This is a genomic window from Mesorhizobium sp. 2RAF21, assembly GCF_052115345.1.
Taxonomy (GTDB): domain Bacteria; phylum Pseudomonadota; class Alphaproteobacteria; order Rhizobiales; family Rhizobiaceae; genus Mesorhizobium; species Mesorhizobium terrae.
Map to the genome: position 1 here is coordinate 185,169 of NZ_JBFRGM010000008.1, position 12,985 is coordinate 198,153.

General features: G+C 64.4%; 14 protein-coding genes. 6 read left to right on the forward strand and 8 right to left on the reverse strand.

What is annotated here, in order from left to right:
* Positions 1–131: 131 nt before the first annotated feature.
* The 4 genes from AB4136_RS14995 to AB4136_RS15010 are packed head-to-tail and all read right to left on the reverse strand — an operon-like array spanning position 132 to position 4,125.
* Complete coding sequence (locus AB4136_RS14995; protein WP_024926910.1) at positions 132–1,169, reverse strand: zinc-binding dehydrogenase; 1,038 nt, start codon at positions 1,167–1,169, stop codon at positions 132–134.
* Between the two features lie 25 nt (positions 1,170–1,194).
* Positions 1,195–2,163 carry an NADPH:quinone oxidoreductase family protein gene (locus AB4136_RS15000; protein ID WP_024926911.1) on the reverse strand — a complete coding sequence of 323 codons (969 nt, stop codon included), beginning with the start codon at positions 2,161–2,163 and terminating at the stop codon, positions 1,195–1,197.
* Between the two features lie 40 nt (positions 2,164–2,203).
* On the reverse strand, positions 2,204–3,445 hold the full coding sequence (locus AB4136_RS15005) for an acyl-CoA dehydrogenase family protein (RefSeq protein ID WP_024926912.1): 1,242 nt from the start codon (positions 3,443–3,445) through the stop codon (positions 2,204–2,206).
* Entirely contained in the window at positions 3,445–4,125 is a 681-nt protein-coding gene (locus AB4136_RS15010; RefSeq protein WP_081766981.1) for a TetR/AcrR family transcriptional regulator, read from the reverse strand. Before AB4136_RS15010 ends, AB4136_RS15005 begins: the two co-directional genes overlap by 1 nt.
* Positions 4,126–4,255: 130 nt before the next feature.
* Between AB4136_RS15010 and AB4136_RS15015 the strand changes: the two genes are divergently transcribed.
* The 6 genes from AB4136_RS15015 to AB4136_RS15040 all read left to right on the forward strand — a co-directional run bounded on the left by AB4136_RS15015 (position 4,256) and on the right by AB4136_RS15040 (position 8,714).
* Positions 4,256–5,071 (forward strand): SDR family oxidoreductase, encoded by an 816-nt coding sequence (locus AB4136_RS15015; protein WP_024926914.1) that lies wholly within the window; start codon positions 4,256–4,258, stop codon positions 5,069–5,071.
* Positions 5,072–5,092: 21 nt separating this feature from the next.
* Positions 5,093–5,578, forward strand: a complete 486-nt coding sequence (locus AB4136_RS15020; protein WP_441931252.1) for a MaoC family dehydratase — start codon at positions 5,093–5,095, stop codon at positions 5,576–5,578.
* Positions 5,575–6,606: a phosphotransferase family protein gene (locus tag AB4136_RS15025; RefSeq protein WP_024926916.1), complete on the forward strand. Its 1,032-nt coding sequence runs from the start codon at positions 5,575–5,577 to the stop codon at positions 6,604–6,606. Before AB4136_RS15020 ends, AB4136_RS15025 begins: the two co-directional genes overlap by 4 nt.
* Before the next feature lie 2 nt (positions 6,607–6,608).
* A complete protein-coding gene (locus AB4136_RS15030) occupies positions 6,609–7,385 on the forward strand; it encodes an SDR family NAD(P)-dependent oxidoreductase (protein ID WP_024926917.1) in 777 nt (258 codons plus the stop codon).
* Positions 7,386–7,485: 100 nt separating this feature from the next.
* Positions 7,486–8,133 (forward strand): TetR/AcrR family transcriptional regulator, encoded by a 648-nt coding sequence (locus tag AB4136_RS15035; protein WP_024926918.1) that lies wholly within the window; start codon positions 7,486–7,488, stop codon positions 8,131–8,133.
* Positions 8,134–8,477: 344 nt separating this feature from the next.
* Entirely contained in the window at positions 8,478–8,714 is a 237-nt protein-coding gene (locus AB4136_RS15040) for a DUF680 domain-containing protein (RefSeq protein WP_137900649.1), read from the forward strand.
* 142 nt (positions 8,715–8,856) lie between these two features.
* Here the strand turns inward: AB4136_RS15040 and AB4136_RS15045 are convergent, their stop codons facing one another.
* The 4 genes from AB4136_RS15045 to AB4136_RS15060 all read right to left on the reverse strand — a co-directional run bounded on the left by AB4136_RS15045 (position 8,857) and on the right by AB4136_RS15060 (position 12,975).
* Positions 8,857–9,057 carry a hypothetical protein gene (locus AB4136_RS15045; RefSeq protein ID WP_024926920.1) on the reverse strand — a complete coding sequence of 67 codons (201 nt, stop codon included), beginning with the start codon at positions 9,055–9,057 and terminating at the stop codon, positions 8,857–8,859.
* A 69-nt stretch (positions 9,058–9,126) separates the two neighbouring features.
* Entirely contained in the window at positions 9,127–9,699 is a 573-nt protein-coding gene (locus AB4136_RS15050) for a sarcosine oxidase subunit gamma (RefSeq protein ID WP_137900650.1), read from the reverse strand.
* A complete protein-coding gene (locus tag AB4136_RS15055) occupies positions 9,692–12,682 on the reverse strand; it encodes a sarcosine oxidase subunit alpha (protein WP_137900651.1) in 2,991 nt (996 codons plus the stop codon). The genes AB4136_RS15050 and AB4136_RS15055 overlap by 8 nt, the downstream gene beginning before the upstream one ends.
* On the reverse strand, positions 12,679–12,975 hold the full coding sequence (locus AB4136_RS15060; protein WP_137900652.1) for a sarcosine oxidase subunit delta: 297 nt from the start codon (positions 12,973–12,975) through the stop codon (positions 12,679–12,681). The genes AB4136_RS15055 and AB4136_RS15060 overlap by 4 nt, the downstream gene beginning before the upstream one ends.
* Positions 12,976–12,985: the final 10 nt, after the last annotated feature.

Below are 12,985 nucleotides of genomic sequence, written 5' to 3' on the forward strand. Positions count from 1 at the left end.
CCGCCTTTTATCAGGGCGCGGGCATATCATGGCCAAGGCTGTTCGGTACAGCCCGCGAACCGGGAACGCTCCACGACGAGCGTCTTTTCGGGTCCGGTGTCTATGGGCCCAACATTGCGCGGGAATTGCGATCAGGGCCGGATGAAGACCTTGCCGTTGGGTTTGGCCAGTTCTTCGGGTAGGCGCGCCATCGCCTCGGCCAGCGGCACCACCGCCGTGACGTCAGTGGACCAGCGGCCGTCGGCAAAGCGCCTCTGCGCCTCAAGCGCCGCCGGGCCGCGGCGATCCTTGTTGCGACGCATCCAGTCGGTCAGCCAGAAACCCTCGACATGCTTCTGCTGGAAGATGAGCTGGCCGGGCTCGCGGATCATCGTGTCAGACGGGTCGAGCCGGCCATAGATGATCCAGCGCGAGCGCTTGGGCATGGCGTCGAACACCAGCGAAGCCAGCGGACCGGTGACCGCGTCGAGGAAGATGCGAGGCTGTTCGACCTTCATCACCTCGCGCAGCGTCTGCACGAAATCCGGCGCCTTCTCGTTGAGCACATGGGCGGCCCCCAGTTCCTTCAGCAGCGGGATCTGGTCGTCGCGGCGCACGGTCACGATCGGATGATAGCCGTCCTCCTTGGCCAGGCCGATGATCAGCTTGCAGAGCTGGCTGGCGCCGGCCGTCATCACGAAGGCCTTGTGCCCCTCGTCCTTGACGATGCCGTACATGGCAATGGCGGTCAGCGGGTTGACGATCATCGCGGCCGCATCCTCGTCGCGGACCGCATCGATCAGCGGAATGCAGGCGAGCGCCTCGGCCAGAGCATAGTCGGCCCAGGCGCCCCAATTGGTCAGGCCCGTGGCGAAGGCAATGCGCTTGCCAACAAGGCTCTGCGCATAGGCATCGTCGCCGGCGGCGACCACCGTGCCAACCCCTTCGAAGCCGGCCGGCTGCCCCTGCACGCGCGGTTGGCCATAGAGGCCCTTCACGAACATCACGTCGGACGGGTTGATCGAAGCCAGGCTCACCTTGATGAGCACCTGCGTTGCTTCAGGCACCGGCACGCCGATCACGCCCGGACGCACATAAGGCTCCATGGCTTCCAGTGCGCTTCCGCTCGGCTGTCGGGCGTAGCCGTCGCCGACCAGGAGTAGCGCCTTCATTTCGGATGCAATGGTCATCGCAATGCTCCTTGCCCAGGGGTGGTTAGGGTTTGAGGATCAACTTGCCGGACGCGCCGCGCCCCAGCACGCGTTTCAGAACGCTGGCCGCATCGGCCAGCGGGTAGACGCCCTCGATTACCGGCTTGACCTTTCCGGCGAGATACCAATCGACCAGTTCGCGCATGTTGCCGGCATAGGTCTGCGGCTCGCGAACGGTGAAATCGCCCCAATAAACACCGACGACGGAGAAACCTTTCACCAGTGTCAGGTTGACCGCCAGTTTCGGGATGGTGCCCGACGCGAAGCCGATGACGAGCAGCCGTCCGTTCCAGCCCATGGCGCGCGCCAGTGCCTCGAAGGCATCGCCGCCAACCGGATCGAAGCCGACATCGACGCCCTTGCCGCCGGTGATTTCCTTGAGCGCGTCCTTCAAATTGTCGTAGCCGAGCACGATGTCGGCGCCGGCCTCGGCGGCGATGCGCTGCTTTTGCGGCGACGAGGCGACACCGATGACCTTGGCGCCCATCGCCTTGCCGATCTGCACGGCGGCAACGCCGGTGGCACCGGCCGCACCCAGAACGCACAGCGTTTCGCCTTGTTCGAGCTGGCCGCGCTGCTTGAGCGCATGATGGGATGTGCCATAGCCGCAAATCAGCGCACAGGCGTCCGCCGCGCTCATCGCATCCGGCAGCTTCATCGCCATCGTCTCGGGAAACGCGACCTTCTCCGCATAGCCGCCGATGACGGTCAGCGCGGCGACCCGGTCGCCGACTTTGATGCTTTGCACTTTCGAACCGGCCGCGATCACCCGCCCGGCCACTTCCATGCCCGGCACGAACGGCACCGGAGGCTTCATCTGATAGAGGCCCTGGACCAGCAGGCCATCGGGATAGTTGACGCCGATCGCCTCGGCGGCGATCACCACGCCATCGCCTTTCGCTTCCGGCTCCGGCCAATCGCCATAGGCGAGCTGATCGAGCGGCGCGAAGGCACGAGCGATGACGGCTTTCATGTCTCTCCTCCCGGATCGAGCATTTTGCCCTGAACGGACCTTACAGCTTTTCCTGCGTGTATTTCTTCAGTTCCTCGCGCGCCACCTGGCGGCGATGCACCGCGTCGGGCCCATCGGCGAGTCTCAGCGTGCGCAGGTGCGTCCAGGCTCGCGCCAGCGGCGTATCCTGGCTGATGCCTTGCGCGCCGTGCATCTGCACGGCCTCGTCGACCACCTTCAGCGCCACGCGCGGCGCCACAACCTTGATCTGGCTGATCCATGGAGCTGCCGCGCGCGCGTCGCCCCGGTCGATCATCCAGGCTGCCTTGAGGCAGAGCAGCCTGGCCATCTCGATCTCCATGCGGCACTCGGCGATGATGTCGAAATTGGCGCCGAGCCTGGCCAGCGGCTGGCCGAACGCTTCACGCCGCACCGAGCGGCGCGACAGCAATTCCAGCGCCATCTCGGCCTGACCGATGGCGCGCATGCAGTGATGGATGCGGCCGGGGCCAAGCCGGCCCTGCGCGATCTCGAAGCCCCTGCCCTCGCCCAAGATCATGTTCGTGGCCGGCACGCGGACATTGTCGAAGCGCAGATGCATATGCCCATGCGGCGCATCGTCATCGCCATAGACCTGCATGGCGCGAATTTTGGTGACGCCTTTCGTATCCGCCGGCACCAGGATCATCGAGTGCTGCTTGTGCTTCGGCTCGCCGGCGCCGCCGGTTTTCACCATGACGATATAGATCGCGCAGCGCGGATCGCCGGCGCCGGAAGCCCACCATTTCTCGCCATTCAGCACATAGTCGCCGCCGTCGCGCCCGCAACGCATGGAAATGTTGGTCGCGTCCGAGGAGGCCACATCCGGCTCGGTCATCAGATAGGCCGAGCGAATTTTGCCTTCGAGCAAGGGACCCAGCCACGCCTTCTTGTGTTCGGCCGAACCGTAGCGTTCCAGCACCTCCATGTTGCCGGTGTCGGGCGCCGAGCAGTTGAAGGTCTCCGCACCCAGATGCGCCTTGCCCATCTCCTCGGCCAGATAGGCATATTCGACCGTGGTCAGCCCGTAGCCGCGATCGGAGCCGGTCAACCAGAAGTTCCACAGGCCGCGCTCACGCGCCTTGGCCTTGAGCCCTTCGAGGATTTCGGTCTGACGTTTCGAATAGGCCCAGCGGTCACCGGCCTTGCCGACCTCCGCCAGGAACTCCTCGTCGAGCGGCATCACCTCGTCGCGCACCATGGCAGCGACCTGGGCGTGGATCGGCTTCAGCTTTTCGGTCATGCCGAGATTCATGTCGGCCATCACAGGTTCCCTTCCCCGACGCCCAGTCCACGCGCGGTGAAATGGACGACCTGCGCCACGATCGCCTCGATGTCATCCTTGGTTTCGCCGGGGCGCGGCGTGTACCAGAACAGCGGAGAATTGAGCGACACGAACATGAGCTGTTCGGTGATGCCGGGATCGTCGAAGCGCATGGCGCCCGCCTGGCGCGCCGCCACGATCACCTGCCGGAAGATCGCGCCATAGTCGTTGCGAACCTGCATCAGCCGCGCGAATTCCTCGCGTTGCTCCGGCGTGGTCGCACCGCGCAGATAAAGCTCGACGCCTTCCCACACCACGCGCTGATAGCTGCGTGTCACGATCATCTGGCGCGTATGGATCGTCGCCATATGCCGCCATTGTTCCACCGCCGTGCCGGCAAGGCGGCGCGCCGGCTCGATCGCGGCATAGTTCATCGCCATGCCGGTGCGAAACACGTCCGCGAACAGATCGCCCTTGGATGGATAGTGATGATAGATGCGGCCCTTGGTCGAGCCGAGGCTGCGGGCGACATCGTCGATGGAGCTGGCAGCATAGCCCCGCGCCATGAAACAGGCGGCAGCAGCGTCGAGGATCGCGGCGCGGGAGCCGTCGGCGGCGATGGTGCCACCGACGGCTCCGGCCTCCTCTTCCCGCTCCGCCAAGTGCGGTCTCGCTGCCATTGCCCCTCGATTTGCCGGCTTTACAACATGCGAAGTTCAACATACTACTCGGTATGTTGTCAATCCGAATGCCGATTTTCGATACTCATAGAAGCATCGGCGACGAGCGGACTGATTGTAGGGAGGGCCGATGAGCTACCTCGACGACATGTTCTCGGTAACCGGCAAGATCGCCCTGGTCACCGGCGCCGCCACCGGCATTGGCCGCATGGCCGCCACCGCGCTCGTTCGCGCCGGCGCCACCGTCATGATCGCCTCGCGCAAGGGCGAAGATTGCACCAAGGTCGCCGATGAGCTGAATGCAGTTGGCGCACTCGGCAAAGCAGAGGGTTTTGCCGGCGATGTCTCCTCCGAAGCCGGTATTGCCGCCCTTGTCGAAGCGGTCAAGGCACGCACCGATCGGCTGCACATATTGATCAACAATGCCGGCATTTCCTGGGGCGCACCGCTGGAGACCTTCCCGTATCATGCCTGGGCCAAGGTGTTCGGCGTCAACGTGACGGCGGTGTTCCAGCTGACACGCGACCTGCTGCCGCTGCTTGAGAAGGCCGCCTCCGATGCCGATCCGGCGCGCGTCATCAATCTGGGCTCGGTGATGGGCACGCAACCGCTGGCCGATGACGCCTATTCCTACACCGCCTCCAAGGCCGCCGTTCACCACCTCACCCGCACGCTGGCTATCGAGCTGGCGGCGCGGCGCATCACCGTCAACGCCTTTGCGCCAGGCCCCTTCCAGAGCCGCATGACGGCGTTCGCCACCGGCACCGAGGAGAAGGCGAAACATGTCGGTGGCCATGTTCCCATCGGTCGCATCGGCGAGCCGGATGACATTGGCGGCGCCACGCTCTATTTGTGCAGCCGGGCTGGCAGCTATGTCACCGGCGCGATCCTGCCGATCGATGGCGGACAATCGGTGCAGCACGGCCTGACCCTATTCAAGGAATGACGGCCGCGCCGCCACCAGGAGATGCCCGTGCAACCCATCAGTCTCGAAACATTGCTCGCCAGCGTCGGCAAGGAAGTCGGCCTTTCGCCCTGGCGCGTCGTCACCCAGACGATGATCGACCAGTTCGCCGACGCCACCGACGACCATCAGTTCATCCATTGCGATCCCGCGCGGGCCGCGGCCGAAGCCCCCTTCGGCGGCACCATCGCGCACGGCTTCCTCACCCTGTCGCTGCTGTCGGCGATGACATTCGAGACCTTGCCCCCGCTGGCCAAAGGCAAGATGGGCGTCAACCATGGCTTCGACGAGCTCCGCTTCCCGGCCCCGGTCAAGACCGGCGCGCGCATCCGCACCCGCTTCGTGCTGGCCGAAGTGAAGGCGCGCCCGTCGGGCTGGGTGCAGGCCTCCCATGACGTCACCATCGAGATCGAAGGCTCGCTGAAGCCGGCATTGACCGCGCGCTGGCTGACACTCACCTTCGTGGAACCCGAAACGCAGGACGCATGACCGATCCGAACACGCTCGATCCCGCCCTTCTGGCTCCTTATCTGGAGCGCGAAGTTCCAGGCTTTTCAGGGCTGGGAGCGATCGAGAAGTTCAAGTCCGGCCAGTCCAACCCGACCTATCTGTTGACCGCGAAAAGCGGCCGCTACGTGCTGCGCGCCAAGCCGCCGGGACAGTTGCTGAAATCGGCGCATCAGGTCGACCGCGAATTCCGCGTCATGAAGGCCCTTGCCGGGACCGGCGTGCCGGTGCCGCAGATGTTGCATCTCTCGGACGAGAATTCGCCGATCGGGCGCATGTTCTATCTGATGGCCTTCGTCGACGGACGCATCTTCTGGGACCCGGCTTTGCCGGAAGCATCCAGCAGTGAGCGAGCGGCGGTCTACGACGCGATGAACGCGACACTGGCAATCCTGCACGATGTCGACGTCGAGGCCGTCGGCCTCGGCGATTACGGCCGGCCCGGCAACTATTTCGAGCGCCAGCTCGCACGCTGGACCAGCCAGTACCGCGCTTCCGAAACCGAAACCAATGGCGAGATGGACGCGCTGATCGCCTGGCTGGAGGCGAACCAGCCCGCCGATGACGGCCGGCTCTCGCTTGTGCATGGCGACTACCGGCTGGACAATATGATCTTCGCCAAGGACCAGGCTGAGGTGATTGCGCTGCTCGACTGGGAGCTGTCGACGCTCGGCCACCCCTTCGCCGACATCGCCTATCAGTGCATGCAATGGCGCCTGCCGCACCAGTCCGGCTTCAAAGGCCTTGGCGGCATCGACCGCGCGGCAGTCGGCCTGCCTTCGGAAGAAGACTATGTCGCCGCCTATTGCCGTCGGCGCGGACTCGGCGGCATCGCCAACTGGACCTTCCTGCTTGCCTTCTCCTTCTTCCGGCTCGCGGCGATCTGTCAGGGTGTCTACAAGCGCGCGCTGGACGGCAATGCCTCCAATCCTGCCAAGGCCAAGGTCTATGCCGACGCCGTGAAACTGCTGACGCATCTGGCAGCGCGACTGATCGAAGGAGAGAAGTGATCATGGGCCGTTTCGATGGTGCTGCCGTGCTGATCACCGGCGCCACCGGTGGGCTTGGCCAGGGGGCAGCCAAAGGCTTCGCGGCCGAGGGCGCCAAGCTGATCCTGTCTGATATCGATAGGGCCGCGCTGGAACGCTTTGCCGCGACGCTCGGCACGGAGACGGCCACGCTTGCCGGCAATATTGCCGACGAAGACCTTTCCGAAGCGCTGGTGAAACTGGCCGTCGACCGCTTCGGCCGGCTGGACATCGCCGTCAACAATGCCGGCATCGCCCAGAGCTTCGTGCGCCTGCCGCAGGTTCCCTCCGACGAGGCGCGCCGCATCCTCGAGATCGACCTGCTCGGCGTCTTCTACGCGATGAAACATCAGCTGCCGCAGATGGAACGGCAATTCAAGGCTCGCGGCAAGGGTGGCACGGTCGTCAACATCGCCTCAGTAGCCGGACTGGTCGGTGCGCCGAAACTGTCCGTCTATGCCGCAGCCAAACACGGCGTGGTCGGCCTGACCAAATCGGCAGCGGCGGAATATGCCACCAAAGGCGTGCGTGTGAACGCGATCTGCCCGGCCCACACCCGCACGAAGATGGTCGACGATTTCGTCAAGATCTCAGGCGCCCCGCAGGATCTGGCGCTGTCGGAACTGACACGCGGCGTACCGATGAAGCGGGTGGGCGAAGTCCCGGAGATCGTCGAAGCGATGCTGTTCGCGGCCGATCCCAAAAATACCTTTATGACGGGCCACACGCTCGCCGTCGACGGTGGCGTCGGCGCGATTTGAGAAAGACCCCGGCCGGTAATTCCCCAACGATAACTTGCGGATGACCGTACTGAGTATATACTGAAAAAGAGGGGAAATGGGAGCGAGAAAGGCAACAGGATTGCCGCAAACTGCGCAAACACGTCGCGAACAACAAAAAGCGACCTTGCGATCCGAACTTGTGGCCGCAGCCCATAAGCTGGTGCAGCAAGAAGGCTATGAAGGCCTGACCATCCGCAAGCTGGCCAAGATGGTCGGCTATGCGCCGATGTCGGTCTATTCCTATTTCGCTGACAAGCAGGACATCCTGTTCGCGCTCGCCGAAGACGCTTTCCAGACGCTGGCCAAGCGCATCGAGCAGAACGCGCCCGACGATCCGATGGATGCGCTGCGCGCGGTGATGACCGAATATGCCGCCTTTGGCCTCGGCAACCCCAACGAATACCGCACCGTCTTCATGACCGAGAAGGTGAAGCCGCCGGCCGGCCGTACATTCGAGGAAATGGAGAACAACAATCCGGCGATGGCCGTGCTGATCAGCCGTGTCGAGGCCTGCGTTGCTGCTGGCCGGCTGAAGGGCGACCCGCATGCCATCGCAACCATGCTTTGGGCTGTCGGCCACGGCACCATCTCGCTGCTGGTGACCCACCCCTTCTACCCGTTTGGCGACCATCAGGCATTCGTGAAGCGCATGTGCGACTTCAGTCTCGCCGCACTGAGCAGCGATGAAGTCAAAGCGTTAAGCGACCAGCCGGCCAAGCCCTGCTGAGACAGGAAGCAGGCAGCAACGCCAAGCCGGCTGCCGGAGAAATCCGCAAACTGCCCGTTTCCGCGTCTGTTTTTTGACGCATCGGCGTTAGTCGCCGGAAATTGCCGCCCTGCGACAAACCGAGCCCGCCGACACGATTTTGACGAGCGCCATTTTTTACCCAGCCCTTTCAATGTGTTGAAGCCAGGCAAGCCGGCAAGGTTGGTTCGCGCCAGAAGTCGCGTCCAAAAAATTTTCCGTACGCGTACGATTTTTCATTGAAATCCCGCTGAGAGGGGCATACATGGACGATGCAACGTACATGTACGGAAATAGAAATTCAGATATTGAACCGGAGAAAGTCGATGAAAACGACAGCTCTTGCCCTCGCCACCCTCGTTGCCCTGTCGGGTACCGCCTTCGCTGGCCAGGCCACCACCAAGCAGATCAAGGCTCCCGCCGCCCACGCCGAAACCACCGTGAAGGGCAAGCTCGACTATGCCACCACCGGCTCGGTCGACAAGGCAGGCTCGAAGGCTGGCACCGCCGGCCCGCGCCTCGGCATCGACGTCAGCCCGTGGGTCATGCCGATCTCCCAGTAAGGTTCCCCCAACCGTCTGGTTGAGAACGGCAAACAAAAAGGGCGGCTGATTAAACCAGCCGCCCTTTTTGCATGTCGAAAACCGTAGGCACGCGCCGTTGACGACCGCCGCAGCCTTGCGCCAACCATGGCGTCATCAGGTGCTATGTCTTCTTGCGCCTCGGCGCGCCCGAGATCGACGTCGATATCACCGAGATGGGATCGCTGGCCGGAAACGTATCCTCCAACCCCTCCTCGAGTTTTTCCTCGCGGTTGGGCTCGCTGCGCCGACGTTTCTCGAACGAGCGCACCGCCGCCGTCTTCTTCGGCTTCCCGGATGTTGCGGATTTCGACGGATCGGCCATGGGCAACTCCCTCTATCCAAAGCCCATGACGGGCTCTGGGGACAGAACGGCGCCGCCCGGCAATGGTTCCTATGCTGCCGCGTCGCGTGCTGCCTCGGACAGGAAAGTGAAAACATAATCCGAGAAGGAGCGCCAGCACTCGACGCGGAAGGTTTCTTCGGCCGTGCGGTAAAGCACGATCTCGACCTTGCCGAGGATGGTACGGGAACATGCGCCGACCGGGAATGCAGCGAGCGACAGGTCCTGTGGGCAGCCGGCGTTCAGCGTCGCCTCGGCGCCCGGACCGGCGACCGCGATCGCCACATTGCGGTGCGAGACGCCGACCGCGGAATGCAACTGCTTGACCTTGGTGCAATCGGCCAGCGGATCAGCGCCGGTCTCGTCGATGATCAGCCATTCGTCCGGCCCGAGCCACAGCGCGAAGCGGCCATCCTTGGCGGCAGAGGTCTTCGGCTTCTTCGGCAATGTCAGCCCGAGCGCCTTGGACAGCGCCGCCAGCGAGGCTTCCGGCGCGCGCAGCGAGATGCGTTCGGCCGGCTCCAGCGCGGTCAACGTGACATGGGCGGCCGAGGCATTTCGACCGGCAAGTGCCGGATGCCGCTCGGCCAGAGCGGTTGTGGTTTTCTGGGCAGCCTTAGCCATTGAGGCGTTCCCCCTTCTCGTCGAAGAACACCATGCCGGTGACTTCGACTTCAATCACACGGTCGGGCATCGGCACATAGAGCGTTTCGCCCATGCGATCGCGCCCGCCTGCGACAAGCGCCAGTGCGATCGAGCGTCCGCAATTCTGCGACCAGTAGCTCGAGGTGACGTGACCCAGCATCTTCATCGGCACAGGCTGGTTCGGATTGTCGACGATCTGCGCGCCCTCTTCCAAAACCACTTTCGGATCCTTGGTCTTGAGGCCGACAAGCTGCTTGCGGCCTTTGGCAACGAGGTCTGGCCGCATCATACCGCGAATGCCGACGAAATCGGTCTTCTTCTTGCCGACCGCCCAATCCAGCCCGGCGTCGTTCGGCGTCACGGTGCCGTCGGTGTCCTGGCCGACGATGATGTAACCCTTCTCGGCGCGCAGCACGTGCATCGCCTCGGTGCCGTAGGCCGAGGCGCCGTGCTTCTGGCCTTCGGCCCACAACGCTTCCCAAACCGCCTGGCCGTAGTCGGCCGGTACGTTGACCTCGAAGCCGCGGTCGCCGGTGAACGACATGCGGAAGAGCCGGGTCGGCACGCCGCAGATCTTGCCTTCGCGCACCGACATATGCGGCAGCGCCTCGTCCGACATATCGATGCCCTCGACCAGCGGAGCGATGATGTCACGCGACTTCGGCCCCTGCACCGCGATCACCGCCCATTGCTCGGAAATCGAGGTCAGCCAGACATTGAGATGCGGGAATTCGGTCTGGAGGTAGTCCTCCATCATGTTCATGACGCGAGCGGCACCGCCGGTGGTCGTCGTCACATGGAAGCGGTCCGACGCCAGGCGCCCGACGACGCCGTCGTCATAGATGAAACCGTCCTCGCGCAGCATGATGCCATAGCGGCAGCGGCCGGGCTCCAGCTTCTCCCACGGATTGGTGTAGAGCAGCTCCATGAATTTCGCCGCGTCGGGACCGACCACTTCGATCTTGCCCAGCGTCGAAGCGTCGAACAGGCCGGCCGTCTTGCGCACCGTCACGCATTCGCGGTCGACCGCGGCATGCATGTCCTCGCCGGCACGCGGGAAATACCAGGCGCGCTTCCACTGGCCGACATCCTCGAACACAGCGCCGTGCTTCTCAGCCCAGCCGTGCATCGGCGTGCGCCGCGTCGGATCGAACAGCGGCCCGCGCGCATGGTTGACGATGGCGCCGAAAGTCACCGGCGTATAAGGCGCGCGGAAGGTGGTCAGGCCGACCTCGGGGATCGGCTTGCCCAGCATGTCCGCGGCGATCGCCAGGCCGTGCATGTTGGAAGTCTTGCCCTGGTCGGTGGCCATGCCGTTGGTGGTGAAGCGCTTGACGTGCTCGATCGAGCGCATGCCTTCGCGCACCGCCTGGCGGATGTCCTTGGCGGTAACGTCGTTCTGGAAGTCGACGAAGGCCTTCACGGTGGTGTCCGGGCCGGCGCCGGGCGCCGAGCCGAGCATGCCGCGTGACCAGGTCTCTCCAACCTCGACCTTGGGCTTTGCGGCCTTGGCAGCCTTGCCGCCCGCTTCCTTCGCGGCCTTGGCACCGGCTGCATACCCCTCGTCGACCGAGGCGGCCAAGCCGTCGGTGCCGTTGCAGGCGCCGGCCGACACGCAATCCTGCGCATAGGTGCCGGGCACGAAACGCTTGTCCTCGTTGAAGGCGACCTTGCCGCGCGACTGCGAGAAAAGATGCACGGACGGCGTCCAGCCTGCCGACATCAGCAGCGCGTCGATGGCGATGGTGCGCTCGCCGCCGCCATTCTTCGGCTGCACGGTCATCGACGAAACGCGCAGCTTGCCGCCGACGCGCACGACGGCGCGGCCGTCGTGGATCTCGATGCCAGCCGCCCGCGCCTGGTCGATCAAGGCGCCGGACGGGTTGTCGCGCAGGTCGACGATGGCGGCGACATTGACACCGGCCTTCTTCAGGTCGATCGCCGCCGCATAGGCGGAATCGTTGGCGGTGTAGACGCCGACATTGCGGCCCACCGCAACGCCGTAGTGATTGAGATAGGTGCGTGCGGCGGAAGCCAGCATCACGCCCGGACGGTCGTTGTCGGCGAACACCATATGCCGCTCGATCGCGCCGGTGGCGAGCACGACACGCTTCGCGCGCACCTGCCATAGCCGCTCGCGCGGCAGGTCGTGACCGGGATTGGCGAGATGGTCGCCGGCGCGTTCCACCAGGCCGACGAAATTCTGCGCGTAATAGCCGAAGGCGGTCGTGCGCGACAGAACCCGCACATTGCCCATGGCCTTCAGCCGGGCGACAGCGCCCTGCGCCCAGGCCCAGCCGGCCTGACCTTCGATGCGCGCGCCGCTTTCGAAGCGCAGCGCGCCGCCGAATTCCGCCTGTTCGTCGGCAACGATGACCCGCGCGCCCGTCTCGGCCGCGGCCAGGGCGGCGGCAAGGCCAGCCGCGCCGCCGCCCAGCACCAGCACGTCGCAATGCGCGAAGCGCGATGCGTAGTGGTCGGGATCCGGCTGGTCCGGCGCCACGCCGAGGCCGGCGGCGGAACGGATGTTCGGTTCGTAGAAGTTCTTCCAGGCCGACTTCGGCCACATGAAGGTCTTGTAGTAGAAGCCGGCCGAGAACATCGGCGAGGCAAGGTTGTTGACCGCGCCGACGTCGAAGGACAATGACGGCCAACGGTTCTGCGACTTGGCGACAAGCCCGTCATAGAGTTCCTGCACGGTGGCGCGCACATTGGGCGTCTTGCGCGCGCCATCGCGGGCGATCTCGACCAGCGCATTCGGCTCTTCCGCGCCCGCGGACAGGAAACCGCGCGGGCGATGATACTTGAACGAGCGGCCGACCAGATGAACGCCATTGGCCAGAAGCGCCGAGGCCAGCGTATCGCCCTCGACGCCGGTGAAAGCCTTGCCGTCGAAGGTGAAGCGGGCGGTCTTGGCCGGCGTCAGGCGGCCGGCATTGCTGATGCGGAAAGCGCCGCTCATTTGGAAACTCCGGGCAGCTTCGAAGGCTTCGGCTCGCCGGCCTTGTAGGTCATCACGAACTTGTCGGTGACGGTGTCGCGCACCGCGTTGAAGAAGCGCGCGCAGCCATGCACATGCCGCCAGCGTTCATAGATGATGCCCTTGGTGTTCGAGCGGATGAAGAAGAACTTCTCGAAATCGTCGTCGCTGACGGCGGCGATGTCGGACGATCGCGCGATATGCGCTTCGCCGGCGTTACGGAATTCGAGTTCCGGACGCTCTTCCTCGCAATAGGGGCAGCGGATGAGAAGCATTGTCTGTTTC